This window comes from Streptomyces sp. HP-A2021, assembly GCF_022807935.1.
GTDB classification, from domain to species: Bacteria; Actinomycetota; Actinomycetes; order Streptomycetales; family Streptomycetaceae; genus Streptomyces; species Streptomyces afghaniensis.
Map to the genome: position 1 here is coordinate 4,333,862 of NZ_CP094344.1, position 19,573 is coordinate 4,353,434.

Below are 19,573 nucleotides of genomic sequence, written 5' to 3' on the forward strand. Positions count from 1 at the left end.
GGTCACTGCTCCTGGGGGGCCTTGTGCGGGAGGGTCGTGGGGAAGTTTGTGGTGTCCGTGGTGTGCACGGCCAGCGTGCGGTCGGGGTTCAGGCGTACGACGATGTGGCGCCGCCAGGTGGTGTCGTCGCGCTCGGGGCGGTCCTCGCGCCAGTGGCAGCCCCGGGTCTCCTCGCGCAGCCGGGCCGCGGCGACCAGGACCCGGGCCACGCACAGCAGGTTGGTGGCCTCCCAGGTGTCGACGCCGGCCTCGGCGGTCTTGCCGTTCTCGGCGAGGGCGTCGCGGGCGTCGGTGTGCAGCTGCTGGAGCTGGTCGGCGGCCTTGGTGAGGGACTCGGCGGAGCGCAGGACACCGGCCCCGTTCGTCATGATCCGCTGGATCGTGAAGCGGGCCTCCGGGGTGAGCAGCGGGTGCTCGGGGGTCTCCGGGTGCGGCAGCGGCTGCGGCACCCGGGCTTCGAGGCCGTTCGCCGCGATGTCGGCCGCGATGCGCTCGGCGTAGACGAGGCCTTCGAGGAGGGAGTTGGAGGCCAGGCGATTGGCGCCGTGCACGCCGGTGCAGGCGACCTCGCCGCACGCGTACAGGCCGGGGACGGTCGTACGGCCCCGGGAGTCGGTGCGGACGCCGCCGGAGGCGTAGTGGGCGGCCGGGGCGACCGGGATGGGCTCGGTGACCGGGTCGATGCCGTGCGCGCGGCAGGCGGCGAGGATCGTCGGGAAGCGGTGTTCCCACATGTCGGCGCCGAAGTGCCGGGCGTCGAGGAACATGTGCTCGGCGTCCCGCTCCTGCATGCGGCGCGTGATGCCCTTGGCGACGATGTCCCGCGGGGCGAGCTCGGCCAGTTCGTGCTGCCCCTGCATGAAGCGCACGCCGTCGGCGTCGACGAGGTGGGCGCCCTCGCCGCGTACCGCCTCGGAGACCAGGGGCTGCTGGCCCTCCGCGTCGGAGCCCAGGAAGAGGACCGTCGGGTGGAACTGGACGAACTCCAGGTCGCTCACCTCGGCGCCCGCGCGCAGCGCCAGTGCCACGCCGTCGCCCGTGGAGACGGAGGGGTTGGTCGTCGCCGAGAAGACCTGGCCCATGCCGCCGGTCGCCAGGACCACCGCAGGGGCGTGGACCGCGCCCACGCCGTCGTGCTGGCCCTCGCCCATGACGTGCAGGGTGACGCCCGCCGTGCGGCCCTCGGCGTCCGTGAGGAGGTCCAGGACGAGCGCGTTCTCGACCGTGCGCAGACCACGCGCGCGTACCGCCTCGACCAGGGCCCTGGAGATCTCGGCCCCGGTGGCGTCGCCGCCGGCGTGGGCGATGCGGCGGCGGTGGTGGCCGCCCTCGCGGGTGAGTTCCAGGCCGCCCGCGGAGGACTCGTCGAACTGGGCGCCGGTCTCGATGAGGCGTCGTACGGCGTCGGGGCCCTCGGTGACGAGGAGGCGGACCGCTTCCTCGTCGCACAGGCCCGCGCCCGCGACCAGGGTGTCGTCCAGGTGCTGTTCGGGGGTGTCGCCCTCGCCGAGGGCCGCGGCGATGCCGCCCTGGGCCCAGCGGGTGGAGCCGTCGTCCAGGCGGGCCTTGGTAACGACGACGGTGGTGAGGCCGGCCGCCTCGCAGCGCAGGGCGGCGGTGAGGCCGGCGACGCCGGAGCCGACGACGACCACGTCCGCGGAGATGGACCACCCGGGGGCGGGCGCGTGCAGTCGTATGCCTGTGGTGGTCACGAGGCGGCTCCGAAGGTTCCGAAGGTGAGCGGGATGTTGTCGATCAGCCGGGTCGTCCCGACCCGGGCGGCGACGGCGAGGACCGCCTCGCCGGTGAAGTCGTCCCCGATCTCGGTGAAGTCGGACGGGTCGACCAGGGCGAGGTAGTCCAGCACCAGCGGCGGATCGAGGCGGGCGGCCTCGTCGAGGACCTGGCGGGCGGCGGCGCGCACGGCGGCCGGGCCGCCCGGGACGGCCGTCGCGACGGCGTGCGCGTCCGCTGCCGCGCGGGACTCGCCTATGGCGCTGAGGGCCTCGGCACGCGCGCGTGTGGCGGGCACCTCGCGGGCCCGGGCGCGCAGCGCCTCCTGCGCGGCGTGCCGGTCCTGGCCCGCGAACAGGGCACTGGACAGCGCGAGGGCGGTGCGCCGCTCGGCGGGCGACAGGTAGCGGTTGCGGCTGGACAGGGCCAGGCCGTCCTCCTCGCGGACGGTGGGGACGCCGACGATCTCCACCCCGAAGTTCAGGTCCCGCACCATGCGGCGGATCAGGGCGAGCTGCTGGGCGTCCTTCTGGCCGTACAGGGCGACGTCGGGGCGGGTGAGGTGCAGCAGCTTGGCGACGACCGTGAGCATGCCGTCGAAGTGGCCCGGGCGGGAGGCGCCCTCGAGCCGCTCGCCCATGGGGCCCGCGGTGATGCGGACCTGGGGCTCGCCGCCGGGGTAGACCTCGCCGACGGCCGGGGCGAACACGACGTCCGCGCCCGACTCCCCGGCCAGCTTCACGTCGGCGTCCAGGGTCCGGGGATAGCGGTCGAGGTCCTCGCCCGCGCCGAACTGGAGCGGGTTGACGAAGACGGTGACGACGACCTCGCCGTCGGGCCCGGCGAGGGCGCGCGCGGTGCGGATCAGCGTGGCGTGTCCCTCGTGCAGCGCGCCCATGGTCATCACCACGGCGCGGCGGCCCGCACGCGCGCGTGCGTGCAGTTCACCGGCGGTGCTGAGCAGGGTGGTGGTCATCGGGCGTCCCCTTCGGTGCCGTCGGTGCCCTCGGTCCCGTGGGCGAGTACCCCGAGGAGGTCCTCGGCGAGCTCCGGCTTCAGCAGGCCGTGGGCCAGGGCCCGGTCGGCGGTCGCGCGGGCCATCGCCAGGTAGCCGTCCACGGCCTGCGGGGCGTGCCGGCGCAGCTCGGTGACGTGCGCGGCGACCGTGCCCGCGTCCCCGCGCGCGACCGGGCCCGTCAGGGCCGCGTCGCCCGAGCGCAGGGCGTTGTCCAGGGCCGCGCCGAGCAGCGGGCCGAGCATCCGGTCGGGGGCCGAGACACCGGCCGTGCGCAGCAGCTCCAGGGACTGGGCGACCAGGGTGACCAGGTGGTTGGCGCCGAGCGCGAGGGCCGCGTGGTAGAGCGGCCGGTTCTCCTCGGCGATCCACTCCGGCTCGCCGCCCATCTCGATGACCAGGGCCTCGGCGGCCAGCCGCAGCTCCTCGGGCGCGGTGACGCCGAAGGAGCAGCCGGCCAGCCGCTGGACGTCCACGGGCGTGCCGGTGAAGGTCATCGCGGGGTGCAGGGCCAGCGGCAGGGCGCCCGCGCGCAGGGCGGGGTCGAGCACCCGCGCGCCGTACCGCCCGGAGGTGTGGACGAGCAGTTGTCCCGGCCGTACCGACCCGGTGTCGGCGAGGCCCGTGACCAGCTCGGGCAGGGCGTCGTCGGGAACCGTCAGCAGGACCAGGTCGGCCCGCTGGAGGACCTCGGCGGGCGGCATCACCGGCACGTCGGGCAGCAGTTGCGCGGCACGGCGCCGGGAGACCTCCGAGACCGCGGAGACGGCGACCGGGCGGTGCCCGGCGAGCTGGAGGGACGCGGCCAGTGCGGGTCCCACGCGGCCGGCGCCGACGACGCCGACGGTGAGCCGCGCGGGGCGGTCCCTGGGGTCTGGCTGTGGGGTTGTGTTCACTCGACGGCGGCCTTCCCGTTCCAGTCCGCTCCGGGTACCGGACGATTTCTCGTCATGTTAACGCGATCGGTTCGAGGGGCGTTCGGTTGTCCACAGGATGTGCGTTCAGGCATGGAAAACCGGGTGTCCGCCCGCATCCGCGCGCGGGATGATCCGGGCCATGAGCGACACGGCGGAACAGGACGAGCAGGCGACCGGGCAACTGTCGGACGAGGACCGGAGGTCACAGCTCCGGGAGCGGCGGCTGGCCGCCCACCGCGGCGCACAGCGCGTGTTCGCGCGCTTCGCCTTCCACAAGTCGCTCCGGGAGCGGCTGGCGGAGCTGGACGGGGCGGCGGACCTGTACGACCTGGACGAGCGGTCCGACGTGTACGGCGACGGCGTCGTCGAGGCACTGGAGTCGAAGGTCGCCGGGCTGCTCGGCACCGAGGCCGCCGCGTTCTTCCCGACGGGCACGATGGCCCAGCAGGTGGCGCTGCGCTGCTGGGCGGGCCGTAGCGGCAACCCGACCGTCGCCCTGCACGCGCTCAGCCATCCCGAGGTGCACGAGCGGAACGCGTTCAGCGAGGTCGGCGGCCTGCGGCCGGTGCGCCTGAGCAGCGAGCCGCGGCTGCCCACCGCCGCCGAGGTGCGCGACTTCGAGGAGCCCTTCGGAGCGCTGATGCTGGAACTGCCCCTGAGGGACGCCGGTTTCGTCCTGCCCTCCTGGGAGGAGCTCACCGAGGTGGTGGCGGCCGCGCGGGAGCGGGACGCCGTGGTGCACTTCGACGGGGCCCGCCTGTGGGAGTCCACGGCCCACTTCGGCCGGTCCCTGGCGGAGATCGCGGGCCTGGCCGACAGCGTCTACGTGTCGTTCTACAAGTCCCTTGAGGCGTTCGGCGGTGCGGCGCTCGCCGGGCCGACGGAGCTCGTGGAGGAGGCGAGGGCCTGGCGGCACCGGTACGGCGGCCTGGTCTTCCAGCAGTTCCCGACGGCTCTGTCGGCGCTGGTCGGGCTGGAGCGGCAACTGCCCCGGCTGCCGGAGTACGTCGCCCACGCGCGCGTGGTGGCCGCCGCGCTGCGCGAGGGGTTCGCGGCGGCCGGGGTGCCGTGGGCGCGCGTGCACCCGGAGGTGCCGCACACCCACGACTTCCAGGTGTGGCTGCCGTACGACGCCGACGTCCTCTCGGAGGCGGCGGTGCGGACGGCCGAGGAGACCGGCACCGTCCTGTTCTCCTTCGCCTGGGACCGGACCGGCCCGGGCCTGGCCCGCACGGAGGTGCAGGTGCGGTCCGCCGGGCTGGAGTGGACCGCCGAGGACGTGAAGACCGCGGTCGCCGAGTTCGCCGCCCGGCTGCCCGAGGAGGCCGGCCGGGCGACGAGCGGGGCCGCCGACGGGGAACGCACGGTCAGCCGGTAGAACGCCGCACCAGGCGCGGCCGGCGGCTCATGGCGTGCCGGATCCGTGTCCGGGCGCGGGCCGGGCGCCCGGCGAGGACCGCCCGGAACTGCCGTTCGTCGCGCCATTCCCGTACCACCTGCCAGTCGTGCACACCCGGGGCGGGCGGGGCGGCCTCGTCGTGCTGCCGGGCGCGGTAGGTGTCGAGGAGGTACTGCTGCGTGATGCTCATGGTGGATCGCCTCTGCGGGACGGGGTGATGGAGGTCCGGAGGCTCCGCGGCTGCCCCGGTGGTCCCACAGTGCGCCCGTGCCGAGGGCGGCGTCGCGCCGATTGACGAGGCCCGTCAATCGACGGGGGCGCTGTCAGTGGCGGGGTGCACCATGAGGTCATGAGCGTGCACATCGACATCGCTGGGTTGAGGCGGGAACAGGTCGCCGTCGTGCCCTCGCCCCTGGCCGAGCTGGGCATGGCGCTGCACGCGCTGTCCGAGCCGGGGCACCACCCTGGCCTCCAGGGCTGGGTGACGGGCGTGACCGCCCGGCTCGACCCGCATCTGGCCGACCGGATGTGCGAGGCCGACTTCCTGTGGCGGACGACGTTCTCGGACCTGTTCATGCCCTTCGCCGGCATCCCGGGCCGGAGCACACTGCCGGGCGCCACGCTCGCCGATGAACTGGACCTGCTGGACAAACTGACGGACGAGCAGTTCGTGGACGCGGCCCTGGAGTTCACGTGCTCGCTGCCGTACTGCTCGCACGGCCCGGACGCGCTGTCCGACGCGGAGGTGCGCCGGCGCGCCCTGGACCTGGCCGCCGCGCGCGGGCCGCGGCAGTTGCGCTTCAGCGAGCGGCTGCTGGCCGACCCGCCCAGGATCCGGGCGTGGCTGCGGCAGTTCCTGCAGGACTGTGACGCGGCGTTCTTCGCGGAGGCCTGGTCGCGGCTGCGCCACCAGCTCGCGGCGGACACCCGGCACAAGACGGACCTGCTCAGGCACAAGGGCCTGGCCGAGATGCTGGCCGCGGTGTCCCCGGCGCTGACGCTCGACGAGGCCGCCGCCGACATCACGGTCGACAAGCTGGGCGAGGGCCGTACGACCACGGGGGACGGCGGTCTGCTGCTCGTCCCGACGAGCCTGGGCTGGCCCCATCTGGCGGTCCTGCACCGGTACGGCTGGCAGCCGGTGCTGCACTACCCGGTCGGCTCCCCCGAGCTCGCCGCCCCGCCCACGCTGGAGCAGCTGGCCCTGCGCATGACCGCGCTGTCCCACCCCGTGCGCATGCGCATGTGCCGCCATCTGGCCCGCAGCGCGTACACCACCGGCGAGCTGGCGCAGGTGCACGGCATGACGGCTCCGGAGATATCCCGGCATCTGGCAGTGCTGAAGAAGGCGGGCCTGATCACCACCCGCCGCCGGGGGCGCTACGTCCTGCACCAGCTGGACGTGACGGTGGTGGCCCGGCTCGGCAGCGAGTTCCTGGAGGGGATCCTGAGGTAGGTCCCGGGCGTCCGGGTCAGCCGTGCCCGCCGGCCCGCACCAGCCCCGTCTCGTAGGCCAGCACCACGACCTGCACCCGGTCCCTGAGCCCCAGTTTGGTCAGGATGCGGCCCACGTGCGTCTTCACGGTCGCCTCGGACAGCACGAGCCGGGCCGCGATCTCGCCGTTGGACAGGCCCTGCGCGACCAGCACCATGACCTCGCGCTCGCGCCCGGTGAGCCGCTCCAGCTCCTGGTGCTGGGGCTGCTTCGCGGTGCCCGGCAGCATCGGCGCGAAGCGGTCCAGGAGCCGCCGGGTGGTGGAGGGCGCGACGACCGCGTCCCCGCTGTGCACGGAGCGGATCGCGGCGAGGAGCTCCCCGGGCGGCACGTCCTTGAGCATGAAGCCGGAGGCGCCCGCCTTCAGCCCGGAGAAGGCGTACTCGTCGAGGTCGAAGGTGGTCAGGATGAGCACCTTCGGCGGGTCGGTGTCCGAGCAGATCCGGCGGGTCGCCTCCACCCCGTCGAGCTTCGGCATGCGGACGTCCATCAGCACCACGTCGACCTCCGTCGAGCGCAGCACCTGAAGGGCCTCGACACCGTCGCCCGCCTCCGCCACGACCTCCATGTCCGGCTGGGCGGCGAGCACCATCCGGAACCCGGTGCGCAGCAGCACCTGGTCGTCGACGAGCATCACGCGGATCGTCATCGGGGCCTCTTCCAGTCTCTGTTGCAGGTAGGAGCGTTACAGGTGTCAGCGAGGGGCGTGTGCCCGGGTCAGCCGGCGGGTTTGAGCGGCAGCAGGGCACTGATGCGGAATCCTCCGCCCGGGCGCGGGCCGGCGTCCAGGGTCCCGCCGACCATGCCGACCCGTTCCCGCATGCCGATCAGGCCGTGGCCCTGGCCGTCGAACCCGCCCTCCTCGTACAGCTCGTGCGGGGCGCCCTTGCCGTCGTCCTCGACGAGCAGGCCTAGGCCGTCGTCGAAGTACACCAGGCGCACGCTCGCGCCCGCGTTGGGCCCACCGTGCTTACGGGTGTTCGTGAGCGCTTCCTGCACGATGCGGTAGGCGGTGAGCTCGACGCCGCTGGGCAGTGGGCGGGGGGTGCCCTCGACCTTGAAGTCGACGGGCAGTCCGTGCCCACGGCACTGTTCGACGAGGTCCTCGATCTGCTGGACGTCGGGCTGCGGCACGTATTCGCCGCCCTCCTCGTGCTCCCCGGTACGCAGCACGCCGAGCAGGCGGCGCATCTCGGCGAGGGCCTGGCGGCCGGTGGAGGAGATGGTCTCCAGGGCCTTCTTCGCCTGGTCGGGGGCGGCGTCGAGGACGTAGGCGGCGCCGTCGGCCTGCACCACCATCACCGAGACGTTGTGCGCGACGACGTCGTGCAACTCGCGGGCGATGCGGGCGCGTTCCGCGGCGACCGCGACCTTGGACTGTGCCTCGCGCTCCCTCTCCAGGCGGGCGGCCCGCTCCTCCAGCTGCGCGAAGTAGGCACGGCGGGTACGGATGGAGTCGCCGAGCACCCAGGCGAGGGCGAAGGGCACGGTCATGAAGACCGTCGCGGCGATGCCGGCCGCGACGCTCGTCTGGTCGCTCGGCCAGCGCAGGTGGGCCACGGGGGCCGCGCACAGGCCGGCGACCAGCGCGAAGCGGGACGCCCAGCGCGCTCCCTCCGCCGCCACCGTGTAGACGATCACCAGCATGGCGAAGTCGTGGGGGCCCATCTCGACATCGGTGATCAGCTGGGCCAGACCGACTGCGGTCGCGAGCAGCAGCATCTTCTCCGGCATGCGGCGGCGCAGCGCGACCACCAGGCACAACAGCAGCGAGAGCGGAACGGCGACGGCCGGGGAGCCGAATCCGCCCGACGCTCCGCCGACCACGGAAATCCCGAGGAGGACCACGGCCCACGAGCCGTCGACCCACATCGGGTGCCTGCGGAGGAAGTCATAGAGGCGCTGCACGTAACCCAGCGTAGGGAAGCGGGATAGGTGCAGGGGTCAACCGGAGGGCCGATCCGCACCGGGCGCGCGTACTCCGCAAGGTGGAGTTGCGTTCGTTGTGTCCGCATAGCCTGGCCCCGTGACGGAAGTGACGAGGGGCGAGGGACCGGAGGAGCACGAGGCACCGGAGTGGCGCGGGTGGCGTGCGGCGGCTCGGGAGGCCCTGTACGGGCCGGGCGGCTTCTACCGCCGGGCCGAGGGGCCGGCCGGGCACTTCCGCACGTCCGTGCACGCGTCACCGCTGTTCGCCGGGGCCGTGGCGGGGCTGCTGTGCCGGGTCGACGAGGCGCTGGGGCGGCCCGCGACGCTGGACTTCGTCGACATGGCGGCCGGGCGGGGCGAGCTGGCCGCCGGGGTGCTCGCCGTGCTCCCGGCCGAGGTGGCGGTCCGCACGCGCGCGTACGCCGTCGAAGTCGCCGAGCGGCCCGAGGGGCTCGATCACCGGATCGAGTGGCTGGCCGAACCGCCGCAGGGCACGAACGGGCTGCTGTTCGCCAACGAGTGGCTGGACAACGTACCGGTGGAGGTCGCGGAGGTGGACTCCTCGGGCGTGGCGCGGCTGGTGCTGGTCCGGCCGGACGGGACCGAACGGCTCGGGGAGCCGGTCGACGGGCCGCAGGCGCGGTGGCTGGCACGCTGGTGGCCACTGTCCGGCGAGGCGGGGCTGCGGGCCGAGATCGGCCTGCCCAGGGACGAGGCCTGGGCCTCTGCGGTCGCCACGCTCGACCGGGGACTCGCCGTCGCCGTGGACTACGCGCACACGGCGAAGACGCGGCCGCCGTTCGGGACGCTCACCGGCTTCCGGGAGGGCCGCGAGACGGCGGCCGTCCCGGACGGCTCGTGCGACATCACGGCCCATGTGGCGCTCGACGCGTGCGCGCTGCCCGGTGGGCGCGTGCTCCCGCAGCGCGAGGCACTGCGGGCCCTCGGCGTGACCGGCGCACGCCCCCCGCTCACGCTGGCGTCCACCGACCCCGCCGCCTACGTACGCGCCCTCGCGAGCGCCGGGGAGGCCGCCGAGCTCACGGCGTCGGGCGGCCTGGGCGACTTCGGGTGGCTGCTGCAGCCGGTCGGGATCGGGGACCCGCTGTAGGGCAGGGCCCGGGACGCTACTTGTCGATGTCGCCCACGACGAAGAACATCGAACCCAGGATCGCCACCATGTCCGCCACCAGCGTCCCCGGCAGCAGCTCCGTCAGCGCCTGGATGTTGTTGTACGAGGCCGAGCGCAGCTTCAGCCGGTACGGCGTCTTCTCGCCCTTGCTGACCAGGTAGTAGCCGTTGATGCCGAGCGGGTTCTCGGTCCAGGCGTAGGTGTGGCCCTCGGGTGCCTTCAGGACCTTCGGGAGCCGCTGGTTGACGGGCCCGGGCGGCAGTTCGGCGAGCCGGTCGAGGCAGGCGTCGGCCAGGTCGAGCGCGTTGTGCGTCTGCTCCAGGAGGCACTCGAAGCGTGCGAGGCAGTCGCCCTCCTGCCGGGTCACCACCTTCAGGGTGTCCTGGAGGTCGCCGTAGGCGAGGTACGGCTCGTCCCGGCGCAGGTCGAAGTCGACGCCCGAGGCGCGCCCGAGCGGCCCGCTCACCCCGTACGCGTGCACGGCCTGAGGCGTGAGCCGGCCCACGCCCCGGGTGCGGCCCCGGAAGATCTCGTTGCCGAGCACCAGGTCGTCGAACCGGTCCATCCGGGACCGCACGTCGGCGACGGCGGTCCGCGCGCGCGTGGTCCACCCGGCGGGCAGGTCCTCCTTGAGACCGCCCACGCGGTTGAACATGTAGTGCATCCGCCCGCCGGAGACCTCCTCCATGACGTGCTGGAGCTCCTCGCGCTCCCGGAAGGCGTAGAAGATCGGGGTGATCCCGCCGAGCTCCAGCGGGTACGAGCCGAGGAACATCAGGTGGTTGAGCACCCGGTTCAGCTCGGCGAGCAGCGTGCGCAGCCACACCGCGCGCTCGGGGACCTCCATGCCGAGCATCCGCTCCACGGCGAGGACCACGCCCAGCTCGTTGGAGAACGCCGACAGCCAGTCGTGGCGGTTGGCGAGCATGATGATCTGGCGGTAGTCGCGCGCCTCGAACAGCTTCTCCGCGCCGCGGTGCATATAGCCGATCACGGGCTCCGCGTGCGTGATGCGCTCGCCGTCCAGGACGAGCTTCAGCCGCAGCACGCCGTGCGTGGACGGGTGCTGCGGCCCGATGTTGAGCACCATGTCGGTGCTCTCCGCGGCGCCGCCGATTCCGACCATGGTCTCCGTCGTAGGAGTCATGGACACAGTCTCTCCTACGTACGCTGGCCTCATGGAGACGGGGAGCCCGCAGGACACGGGGCCGGCGGGGACAGAGGGCGCGGCGGAGACGCAGGGCGCGGCGGGGACAGAGGGCGCGGCGGGAACGCAGGACGGCGCCGAGACACCCGGCGCAGCGGGCACGCAGGGCGCGGCGGAGACGCAGAGCGCGGCGGAGACGCAGAGCGCGGCGGGGGCAGGGGGCGCAGTGGAGACGCAGAGCGCAGCGGGGGCAGCGGGCGCCACCATGACACCGGGCGCGGCGGACACGCAGAGCACCACCAAGACACCAGGCGCGGCCAAAACTCCAGGCGCCGCAGAGACGCAGAGCGCGGTGAGGGCAGGGGGCGCGGCGGGGGCAGAGGGCGCGGCGAAGACGCAGGGCGCGGCCGGAACGCAGGGCGCCGCCGAAGCAGCGGGCGCGGACAGAACACCGGGCGCAGCAGAGACGCAGAGCGCGCTGGCGGCAGAGGGCGCGGAGGCCACGCAGGGCGCGGCGGACACGCAGAGCGCCACCAAGACACCAGGCGCGGCCAAAACCCCAGGCGCAGCGGACACACAGGGCGCCGGCAACGCTCCAGGCGCCGCCGACACACCGCGCGCCGCCGGCACACCAGGCTCTGCCGGCACACCAGGCTCCGCCAACAAACCGGGCGCAGCCAAGACGCAGGACGCCGCGGAGGCCGTCGACGCCGAGCCGGTGTGGATCGCGCTGCCGCCCGGGCTGCTGAAGATGCGGCGGTTGCTGCTGGTGGTGTGGCTGGGGCTGATCAGCCTGGCCGCCGGGCTGGTGCCGGGCCTGCTGGCCGGGCCCGCCTGGGCCGCCTTCGCGCTGCCGCCGCTCGCGCTGATGGCCTGGGGCTGGGTGATGACCGGCCGCAACTGGCGCTCCTGGCGATACGCCGAGCGCGCCGACGACCTGCTGATCAGCCGCGGTGTGCTGTGGCGCGAGGAGACGGTCGTGCCGTACGGGCGGATGCAGCTGGTCGAGGTCACCTCCGGGCCCGTGGAACGGCACTTCGGGCTGGCCAGCGTGCAGCTGCACACGGCCGCCGCGGCGACCGACGCGACCATCCCCGGCCTGGACCCGGCCGAGGCCGAACGGCTGCGCGACCGGCTCACCTCGCTGGGCGAGGCCCGATCGGCGGGGCTGTGACAGCGCCCGACGCCGCCGAGGCCGCTGAGCCCGCCGCGGCCGGGAACGGCATCGCCGAGCGGCGGCTGCACCCCGTCACACCGCTGAGGCGGGCCTGGGCGCCGGTCGCCGTGGTGATCGGCTGGGCGGTGCACGACCCCGACGGGGCGCAGCGCCATCTGACGCGGCTGGACACGACCACGCTGCTGATCGGCCTCGCCGTGATCCTCCCGGCCGCCGCCCTGTACGGCTTCTGCTCGTGGTGGTTCACGCACTTCGCGGTGACGGAGACCGAACTGCGCATCCGCACCGGCCTCGTCTTCCGCCGCACCGCGCACATCAGGCTGGAGCGGATCCAGGCCATCGACGTCACCCAGCCGCTGCTCGCGCGGGTCGCGGGCGTCGCCAAGCTCCGACTCGACGTCATAGGCACCGACAAGAAGGACGAGCTGGCCTTCCTGGGCGCGGACGAGGCGGGTGCCCTGCGGGCCGAACTGCTCGCCCGGGCGGCGGGATTCGCGCCCGAGACCGCGCACGAGGTCGGGGAGGCGCCGTCGCGGCAGATGCTGCGGGTGCCGCCGGGCGTCCTCGCCGTGTCGCTGCTGCTGAGCGGGGCGACCTGGGGGTCGCTGGCCGCGGCGCTCGTCGTGCCGCCGGTGCTGTGGCTGGCCACGGAGAGCGTGTGGACGGTCCTGGCCGTCGCCCTGCCGTTGCTGGGCGCGGCGGGCGCGAGCAGCGTGGGGCGGTTCGTCGGCGAGTACGACTGGACGGTGGCCGAGTCGCCCGACGGGCTGCGCATCGACCACGGCCTGCTGGACCGGGCCCATGAGACGGTGCCGCCGGGGCGGGTGCAGACCGTGCGGATCGTGGAGCCCCTGCTGTGGCGGCGGCGCGGCTGGGTGCGCGTGGAGCTGGACGTGGCGGGCTCCTCCAACTCCGTACTGGTGCCGGTCGCTCCGCGCGAGATCGCTGAGGTCGTCGTCGCGCGCGTGCTGCCCGGGGTGACCGTGCCGGAGCAGGCGGCCCTGTCGCCGTCGCCGCGCCGCGCCCGGTGGTGCGTGCCGGTGTGGTGGCGCGGGTACGGGCTCGCCGTCACGGACGCGGTGTTCGCGGCGCGCTCCGGGCTGCTGCGGCGGAGCCTCGCGCTGGTGCCGCACGCGAAGGTGCAGAGCGTACGGATGACGCAGGGGCCGTGGGAGCGGGCCCGGGGCGTGGCCGACGTGTGTGTGGACACGGGCGCGAACAAGACGGTGAGGGCACGGCTGCGGGACGCGACCGAGGCACGCGAGCTGCTGGCGGCACAGGCGGAACGGTCACGCACGGGACGCAGGGACGCGCGGCCGGACCGCTGGATGGCATGACCCACTGAAAATGGCATGACCCACTTGCATGACCCACTTGAAGGCGAAGGCCCCCCGACCGCAGCCGGGGGGCCTTTCGGCAGCGTGGGCGTCAGGAAACCGCGCTCCGCAGCCCCTGCACGTCGATCTGCTCCGTCTCGTCGTGCGCCGTCAGGTCGATGACCTGGCCGATCCCGCGCGACTCCTCGTCGGCAGGCTTGTACCCGGCCTCTGCCTCGGCCTTGTGCAGCGCGAGAGCCTCCTGACCGACGACATCGGCCAGGTCCTCGTTCTGCACGGCCTCCAGGGCGGCCCGTGACGTCTCCTGCTTGGTACCGAAGAAGTCGAACCCGCCTTCGGACACGGGGCGCCGCACCGGCGTCTGCGGTGCCACGGCCACAGCGGTCGGCACCGTGTAGTGACCTGAAGAGGCAGGCTGCACGAGCCGCTCGGCCTCGGCTCCGGCCGCGGTGGAGGTGCCGGCGGTCGCGTGCTCGTGCCCGGCGACCGCCTCGGACTGCCCCTGCGCCTCGCTCTCCCTGTCGTCCTTCGACTGCTCCCGCTGGTCGTCCTTGCGGTCGTCCCCCGCGGGCTCCGCGTCGTCGCCCTTCGGTACGCCGTCGCCGTCGCCGCCCCCGTCCGGGTCCGGGGCCGAGTCGCTGTCGAGCCGGGCGAGCGCCGCCGCGGCACGCAGGAACAGCCGGGAGCCCTCCGGCGAGAACACCGCGGGAATCGCCGTCCGCTCCTCGACGGCAAGGCCCTCGGCCCCGGTGGCGGCAGTCGCCTCGTCCGCCTCTCCCGGAGCGTCCGCCGTCCGGTCCGCCCCCGCGGGCAGCGCGGCCCGCACCGGAGCCGTCGCCTCGATCTCGAGCACCCGGCGTTCCTCCAGGACGCTCGCGCGCTCGGTCTCGGCGGTGGCGTACCGGCGCAGCAGAGAGGCGTGCTCGTTGCGCAGCCCGGCCAGTTCGGTGCGCTTGGCGCGCAGCCGCTGCTCCAGCTTGGCGCGCAGCTCGCGGGACTCCTCGAGGTCGGCCTCCAGTTCGGCGACCCGCTCCTCGAAGCGCCATTCGTCGCTCGCCCGCGCGCGCGTGAGGTCGGCGACGCGTTTGCCCGCCTGGATGTCCCAGCGGCGGAGCACGACCGCGCCGACGACCGCCGTCGCCGCGGCGGCCGCGGCCAGACCGCGGAGCACCGTCGGCTCCGTGAACACCCAGGGCCCCAGGGCGCAGACGAGGGAGACGCCTGCGATCGCCGACGGGGGCAGCAGCCTGTGCAAGGGCGGGGAATGGCGGTGACGTCCACGTGGCATGGCCAGAAACTTACCGCGCGTAGGCGAATCTTGGTGACCCACCCCGCAAAAACAAAGCCACAGAAGCGTTCACACGGCACCGGAACTCGGGAAGGAGCGGAATCGGACCTTCACCCAATTCCCAAGATCATTTTCAACGGCCGTTCAGCCGCCCGCCCATCCACTCCAGCGTCGCCGGAATCTCGCGCCGCCAGGTGTTGAAGTTGTGCCCGCCGCTTTCCAGGATGATCGACGAGATCCGCGTCCGCCCGGTGGCCTCCACCCGCTCTATGAACCGCATCGTGTCCTTGTAGTTGGACTCGCCGGATCTGCTGCTGGTGACGAGAAGTGAAGTGTCGGGAGCGGGCCTGTGCTTGAGGTACCACCACAGGTCGGCGCGATTCCGGAGCCCCTTGTCGCCCTGGAAGAGATCGCCCGTGGTGGCGTCGATCGGCGCCTTGTAGTACGCGGACAAGCCCGCCCCGGCGCCATACACACCGGGATGGTGCATGGCGATCTTCAAGGCGCAGTAGCCGCCCGTCGAGTTGCCGATGATGCCCAGCCCGCCCGGCTTTTCGGCCACCCGGTAGTGCGTGCGCAACGCGTCGGGCAGATCCCTGGCGAAGAACGACTCGGTCTGCGGACCGCCCGGGACGTCCACGCACTCCGTGTCCCGGGGCGGCGCCACCGTGGGCCGCAGCATCACGAGGATCATCGGCCGCATCCGGCCCGCCCGGGCCAGTTCCAGTGCCGTGCGCGGGTAGTGGAGCTTCTCCACCAGCGCCGACGCCGTGCCCGGGTAACCGGTCAGCACGACGGCCGCGGGGAACGTACGGGTGCGGTACCGCGGCTGGAAGTACTCCGGCGGCAGATAGACGTACGCGGGCGTGGCGATGTGCGTCGTACGGCCCACGATGTCGATCTGCTGGATCCGGCCGCCCGCCCGGGCGCTCACCCCGGCCGCCCCCGGCACCCGGCGCGAGCCGACCACCTCCAACGGGCCGCCGCCCGGCGTGTGGTCGACGACCACGCCCTGGCCCTTCTCCTGCCCGAACAGGTCCGCCCAGCTCGCGTAGAAACCGAAGGACTGGTTGGCGGCGAGCCCCACCGCGGCGAACAGCGCCACCTGTGTGGCGAGCAGCAGGCCGACCCGCCCGCCCACGGCCCGCAGGCTCCGCCGGGCCAGGCGTGGCCACAGCCAGACCGTGCCGGCGAACAGCAGCACGGCGGACAGTACCGCCAGCACCAGCACCTTGTTGCTCGTGAGACCCAGACCCATCGGTGGTTACCTGTCCGCGCTTCCCGTCCGGGGCAGCCCTGCGCGCTCACACCTTCGCACGGGCTTGTCCCGGACTTTCCTTTGCCTTTGAAACGGCTTTGACGACGGGAGTGAACCTCTTCCCCCTAGACACCGTCCTAGAGGGCGCAATGTCGCCGGATGCCCGAATCGGCACCGGATCCAAGGTCTCTCGCAGAACTACGGGATGCGATGTCTGTCAGGACAGATGAGGAAATGTCGGGTGAGGTTCCGAGTCGTGGCAACGCCACGGCGGGAACCGGCCGGATGAACCGCGTGCGCCACCTGCTGCGCGGACCACGCCCCGAGGCCGTCCCCCTCCTCGTCGGCAGAGCCTGCGCCCTGGTGGGCGCCTTGGACATCGCCGCGGGCGTCTTCCCGCGCTTCCGGCACAGCCGCATGCACGCCATCGCCGAGGTGCTGCCCGGCGCGCTCGGCCCGTTCGCGGCCGCCCTTTCCCTCAGCACCGGCGTGCTGTTGCTGCTCCTCGCCCACGGTCTCAAGCGGGGCAAGCGCCGGGCCTGGCGGGCGGCCGTGGCCCTGCTGCCGGCCGGTGCCGTCGCGCAGTTCACCTACCGGCACTCGATCGTGGGCGTGCTGATCTCCCTGGCCCTGCTGGCACCCCTGCTGCGCCACCGCGACCAGTTCGACGCCCTGCCCGACCCGCGCAGCCGCTGGCGGGCGCTGGCCAACTTCGTGCTGATGAGCGCCGGTTCGCTGCTGCTCGGCCTGCTCATCGTCAGCGTCCACACCGAGCGCATGGTCGGCGACCCGAGCCTGGCCGACCGCATCACCCACGTCATCTACGGCCTGTTCGGCTTCGAGGGCCCGGTCGACTACCAGGGCAACACCTCCTGGACCGTCGCCTTCTCGCTCGGCGCCCTCGGCCTGCTCACCGCCGTCACCACCATCTACCTGGCCTTCCGCCCCGAACACCCGGCCGCACACCTCACCGAGGAGGACGAGGCGAAGCTGCGCGCCCTGCTGGAGCGGCATGGCGGCCGCGACTCCCTCGGCCACTTCGCGCTCCGCCGCGACAAGGCCGTCGTCTTCTCCCCCAGCGGCAAGGCGGCCGTGACGTACCGCGTGGTCTCCGGTGTGATGCTCGCCAGCGGCGACCCGATCGGCGACGTCGAGGCCTGGCCCGGCGCCATCGAACGGTTCATGGACGAGGCCAGGGCCCACTCCTGGACACCGGCCGTCATGGGCTGCTCCGAGACCGGCGGCGAGGTGTGGACCCGCGAGACCGGGCTCGACGCCCTCGAACTGGGCGACGAGGCGGTGGTGGACGTCGCGGATTTCTCCCTCGCCGGCCGCGCGATGCGCAACGTGCGCCAGATGGTCAAACGCATCGAGCGCGCCGGTTACGAAACCCGGGTACGACGTGTCCGTGACCTCGGCGACGCCGAGCTGGAGCGCATCCGGCGCGCCGCCGACGACTGGCGCGGCACCGACACCGAGCGCGGCTTCTCCATGGCCCTGGGCCGCGTCGGCGACCCCGCCGACGGCGACTGCCTCATCGCCACCGCCCACAAGCAGGACGACCACCCCGGCCCCTACGGCGACCTGAAGGCGATCCTGCACTTCGTGCCCTGGGGCACCGACGGCGCCTCCCTCGACCTCATGCGCCGCGACCGCTCGGCCGACCCCGGCATGAACGAACTGCTCATCGTCGCCGCCCTCCAGGCCGCCCCGAAGTTCGGCATCGCGCGCGTCTCCCTCAACTTCGCGATGTTCCGCTCGGCGCTGGCCCGCGGCGAGAAGATCGGCGCCGGCCCGGTGCTGCGCGCCTGGCGCGGACTGCTCGTCTTCCTCTCCCGCTGGTTCCAGATCGAGTCGCTGTACAAGTTCAACGCCAAGTTCCAGCCGCGCTGGGAGCCCCGCTTCGTCGTCTACCGGGCCTCCGCCGACCTGCCCCGCATCGGCTTCGCCGCCATGCAGGCCGAGGGCTTCGTCAACCTGGCGCTGCCGCTGCCGCGTTTCCTGCGCCGCCGTCGCCCGGCCGGCCGCCGCCCCTGCGCCCACGGCACGACGACGGAACGGAGCGTCAGAGCGGCGTGACCTGTCGGGACCGACCCGGGCCGCAGCGCCTGGCGGCCGTCCCCTGGGCCTACGCTGAACATATGAGCAACCAGAGCGGACGCGGGCGCGTGGCGGGCCTACCGGAATGGGACCGCTGCGCGGTCATGGGAGTCGTGAACGTCACCCCCGATTCCTTCTCCGACGGCGGCCGCTTCTTCGACACCACGGCCGCCGTCAAGCACGGCCTCGACCTGGTCACCGAGGGGGCGGACCTGGTCGACGTCGGCGGCGAGTCGACCCGCCCCGGCGCCACCCGGGTGGACGAGGCCGAGGAACTCCGCCGCGTCGTCCCCGTCGTGCGCGGCCTGGCCTCCGAGGGCGTCACCGTCTCGGTCGACACCATGCGCGCCTCCGTCGCCGAACGGGCCCTCGCGGCCGGCGCCGCCCTCGTCAACGACGTCAGCGGCGGCCTCGCCGACCCCCGCATGATCCCGGCCGTCGCCGACGCCGGCGCCCCCTTCGTCGTCATGCACTGGCGCGGCTTCCTCCAGGGCGGCAACGTCCGCGGCGAGTACGCCGACGTCGTCACCGAGGTCGTCGACGAGCTCCACGCGCGCGTGGAGGCCGTCCTGGCGGGCGGCGTCGCCCCCGACCGCATCGTCGTCGACCCGGGCCTCGGCTTCTCCAAGGACGCCGAGCACGACCTCGCGCTCCTCGCCGGCCTCGACCGGGTCCTCGCCCTCGGCCACCCGCTGCTCGTCGCCGCCTCCCGCAAACGCTTCCTCGGCCGGGTCCTGGCCGGCCCGGACGGCCCGCCACCGCCCGCACGCGAACGTGACGCCGCCACCGCGGCCGTCTCCGCGCTCGCGGCGCACGCCGGCGCGTGGGCGGTGCGCGTGCACGAGGTGCTCGCCACGGCGGACGCCGTACGCGTCGCCCGCGCCATCGCAGCGGCCCGCACCGGCGCAGAAGGAACCCGGTGAGCGCCCCGCACACCGACGTCGAACAGGTCGAGGCCGCCAACACCGCCTTCTACGAGGCACTGGAACGGGGCGACTTCGAGGAACTGGCGTCGCTCTGGCTGACCCCTGCCGACCTGGGCGTCGACGAGACCTACCACGACCCGGCCGACAGCGGCGTGGTCTCCTGCGTGCACCCCGGCTGGCCCGTACTCACCGGGCGCGGCGAGGTCCTCCGGTCGTACGCGCTGATCATGGCGAACACCGACTACATCCAGTTCTTCCTGACCGACGTGCACGTCTCCGTCACCGGCGACACCGCCCTGGTGACCTGCACGGAGAACATCCTCAGCGGCGGCCCCGCCCCCAAGGGCGACGAGGAGCTCGGTCCGCTCGTCGGCCAGCTCGTGGTCGCCACGAACGTGTTCCGGCGCACGCCCGCGGGGTGGAAACTCTGGTCGCACCACGCATCCCCCGTTCTGGCCGAAAACGACGAGGACGAACAGGACGACACCCCCGAGTGAGTGGGTACGCGCCAGGAAGTGGTTGGAATCACGGATGCACGGGTATGGGCGGCTACCAGCCCGTGAGCCGCCGGGTTCTCCAGGGGAAACGCCGGGTGAATCCTGCCGGGTCCGGCCCGGGCCCACGCCCCCGAGGCCCGGCCCCGCCCAGGCTCGCAGGTAGATTCGACTGAGGCCGGTGGCCGCCCGCACACGGCACGGACCGGCCGGCACCGACGATTG

17 protein-coding genes are annotated in these 19,573 nt (G+C 73.5%); 8 read left to right on the forward strand and 9 right to left on the reverse strand.

The genetic code is table 11. From position 1 onward, the window contains the following. Window positions 1–2: 2 nt before the first annotated feature. The 3 genes from MQE23_RS19635 to MQE23_RS19645 are packed head-to-tail and all read right to left on the reverse strand — an operon-like array spanning window position 3 to window position 3,645. Window positions 3–1,712 carry an L-aspartate oxidase gene (locus tag MQE23_RS19635; protein WP_020270134.1) on the reverse strand — a complete coding sequence of 570 codons (1,710 nt, stop codon included), beginning with the start codon at window positions 1,710–1,712 and terminating at the stop codon, window positions 3–5. Then, complete coding sequence (gene panC, locus MQE23_RS19640; RefSeq protein ID WP_243379717.1) at window positions 1,709–2,710, reverse strand: pantoate--beta-alanine ligase; 1,002 nt, start codon at window positions 2,708–2,710, stop codon at window positions 1,709–1,711. Before panC ends, MQE23_RS19635 begins: the two co-directional genes overlap by 4 nt. Continuing rightward, window positions 2,707–3,645, reverse strand: coding sequence for a DUF2520 domain-containing protein (locus MQE23_RS19645; RefSeq protein WP_037667073.1), 939 nt, complete (start codon window positions 3,643–3,645; stop codon window positions 2,707–2,709). Before MQE23_RS19645 ends, panC begins: the two co-directional genes overlap by 4 nt. A 160-nt stretch (window positions 3,646–3,805) precedes the next feature. Between MQE23_RS19645 and MQE23_RS19650 the strand changes: the two genes are divergently transcribed. Next, window positions 3,806–5,044 (forward strand): beta-eliminating lyase-related protein, encoded by a 1,239-nt coding sequence (locus MQE23_RS19650; RefSeq protein ID WP_243379718.1) that lies wholly within the window; start codon window positions 3,806–3,808, stop codon window positions 5,042–5,044. Here the strand turns inward: MQE23_RS19650 and MQE23_RS19655 are convergent. After that, the gene (locus tag MQE23_RS19655) at window positions 5,034–5,255 is read right to left on the reverse strand and encodes a hypothetical protein (protein ID WP_243379719.1); all 222 of its coding nucleotides are present in this window, start codon (window positions 5,253–5,255) and stop codon (window positions 5,034–5,036) included. The two genes, MQE23_RS19650 and MQE23_RS19655, sit on opposite strands and share 11 nt — an antisense overlap. Window positions 5,256–5,414: 159 nt before the next feature. Here MQE23_RS19655 and MQE23_RS19660 point away from each other — a divergent pair, with 159 nt between their 5' ends. Beyond that, on the forward strand, window positions 5,415–6,521 hold the full coding sequence (locus MQE23_RS19660) for a DUF5937 family protein (RefSeq protein WP_037667075.1): 1,107 nt from the start codon (window positions 5,415–5,417) through the stop codon (window positions 6,519–6,521). Window positions 6,522–6,537: 16 nt separating this feature from the next. On the opposite strand, the gene MQE23_RS19665 is transcribed toward MQE23_RS19660, so the two are convergent. Both MQE23_RS19665 and MQE23_RS19670 read right to left on the reverse strand, forming a co-directional pair. Beyond that, complete coding sequence (locus MQE23_RS19665) at window positions 6,538–7,209, reverse strand: response regulator transcription factor (protein ID WP_020270140.1); 672 nt, start codon at window positions 7,207–7,209, stop codon at window positions 6,538–6,540. A gap of 68 nt (window positions 7,210–7,277) precedes the next feature. After that, window positions 7,278–8,468: a sensor histidine kinase gene (locus MQE23_RS19670; protein ID WP_020270141.1), complete on the reverse strand. Its 1,191-nt coding sequence runs from the start codon at window positions 8,466–8,468 to the stop codon at window positions 7,278–7,280. A gap of 118 nt (window positions 8,469–8,586) precedes the next feature. Between MQE23_RS19670 and MQE23_RS19675 the strand changes: the two genes are divergently transcribed. Next, window positions 8,587–9,600: an SAM-dependent methyltransferase gene (locus tag MQE23_RS19675; protein WP_243379720.1), complete on the forward strand. Its 1,014-nt coding sequence runs from the start codon at window positions 8,587–8,589 to the stop codon at window positions 9,598–9,600. Between the two features lie 16 nt (window positions 9,601–9,616). On the opposite strand, the gene MQE23_RS19680 is transcribed toward MQE23_RS19675, so the two are convergent. Next, a complete protein-coding gene (locus tag MQE23_RS19680) occupies window positions 9,617–10,768 on the reverse strand; it encodes an NADH-quinone oxidoreductase subunit D (RefSeq protein WP_082319698.1) in 1,152 nt (383 codons plus the stop codon). Window positions 10,769–11,486: 718 nt separating this feature from the next. Between MQE23_RS19680 and MQE23_RS19685 the strand changes: the two genes are divergently transcribed. Beyond that, window positions 11,487–11,942 carry a PH domain-containing protein gene (locus tag MQE23_RS19685; protein WP_020269404.1) on the forward strand — a complete coding sequence of 152 codons (456 nt, stop codon included), beginning with the start codon at window positions 11,487–11,489 and terminating at the stop codon, window positions 11,940–11,942. Next, the gene (locus MQE23_RS19690; RefSeq protein ID WP_243379721.1) at window positions 11,939–13,282 is read left to right on the forward strand and encodes a PH domain-containing protein; all 1,344 of its coding nucleotides are present in this window, start codon (window positions 11,939–11,941) and stop codon (window positions 13,280–13,282) included. The genes MQE23_RS19685 and MQE23_RS19690 overlap by 4 nt, the downstream gene beginning before the upstream one ends. A 91-nt stretch (window positions 13,283–13,373) precedes the next feature. On the opposite strand, the gene MQE23_RS19695 is transcribed toward MQE23_RS19690, so the two are convergent. Together MQE23_RS19695 and MQE23_RS19700 are read right to left on the reverse strand one after the other, a co-directional pair. After that, the gene (locus MQE23_RS19695) at window positions 13,374–14,570 is read right to left on the reverse strand and encodes a hypothetical protein (RefSeq protein WP_063610737.1); all 1,197 of its coding nucleotides are present in this window, start codon (window positions 14,568–14,570) and stop codon (window positions 13,374–13,376) included. Window positions 14,571–14,703: 133 nt separating this feature from the next. Continuing rightward, window positions 14,704–15,822: an alpha/beta hydrolase-fold protein gene (locus MQE23_RS19700; protein ID WP_243382690.1), complete on the reverse strand. Its 1,119-nt coding sequence runs from the start codon at window positions 15,820–15,822 to the stop codon at window positions 14,704–14,706. Window positions 15,823–16,113: 291 nt separating this feature from the next. On the opposite strand from MQE23_RS19700, the gene MQE23_RS19705 reads away from it, so the two are divergent. The 3 genes from MQE23_RS19705 (at window position 16,114) to MQE23_RS19715 (ending at window position 19,351) form a co-directional block, all read left to right on the forward strand. Beyond that, window positions 16,114–17,907: a phosphatidylglycerol lysyltransferase domain-containing protein gene (locus MQE23_RS19705; protein ID WP_243379722.1), complete on the forward strand. Its 1,794-nt coding sequence runs from the start codon at window positions 16,114–16,116 to the stop codon at window positions 17,905–17,907. 62 nt (window positions 17,908–17,969) lie between these two features. Next, on the forward strand, window positions 17,970–18,851 hold the full coding sequence (gene folP, locus MQE23_RS19710; protein ID WP_243379723.1) for a dihydropteroate synthase: 882 nt from the start codon (window positions 17,970–17,972) through the stop codon (window positions 18,849–18,851). Then, window positions 18,848–19,351 carry a nuclear transport factor 2 family protein gene (locus tag MQE23_RS19715; protein WP_020270238.1) on the forward strand — a complete coding sequence of 168 codons (504 nt, stop codon included), beginning with the start codon at window positions 18,848–18,850 and terminating at the stop codon, window positions 19,349–19,351. Before folP ends, MQE23_RS19715 begins: the two co-directional genes overlap by 4 nt. The last annotated feature ends 222 nt before the right edge of the window (window positions 19,352–19,573 follow it).

Bases quoted from the DNA above. Each gene is read 5' to 3' on its own strand.
- panC (WP_243379717.1), bottom strand. From the start codon at position 2,710: ATGACCACCACCCTGCTCAGCACCGCCGGTGAACTGCACGCACGCGCG.
- MQE23_RS19650 (WP_243379718.1), top strand. From the start codon at position 3,806: ATGAGCGACACGGCGGAACAGGACGAGCAGGCGACCGGGCAACTGTCG.
- MQE23_RS19655 (WP_243379719.1), bottom strand. From the start codon at position 5,255: ATGAGCATCACGCAGCAGTACCTCCTCGACACCTACCGCGCCCGGCAG.
- MQE23_RS19660 (WP_037667075.1), top strand. From the start codon at position 5,415: ATGAGCGTGCACATCGACATCGCTGGGTTGAGGCGGGAACAGGTCGCC.
- MQE23_RS19665 (WP_020270140.1), bottom strand. From the start codon at position 7,209: ATGACGATCCGCGTGATGCTCGTCGACGACCAGGTGCTGCTGCGCACC.
- MQE23_RS19680 (WP_082319698.1), bottom strand. From the start codon at position 10,768: ATGACTCCTACGACGGAGACCATGGTCGGAATCGGCGGCGCCGCGGAG.
- MQE23_RS19695 (WP_063610737.1), bottom strand. From the start codon at position 14,570: ATGCCACGTGGACGTCACCGCCATTCCCCGCCCTTGCACAGGCTGCTG.
- MQE23_RS19705 (WP_243379722.1), top strand. From the start codon at position 16,114: ATGAACCGCGTGCGCCACCTGCTGCGCGGACCACGCCCCGAGGCCGTC.
- folP (WP_243379723.1), top strand. From the start codon at position 17,970: ATGAGCAACCAGAGCGGACGCGGGCGCGTGGCGGGCCTACCGGAATGG.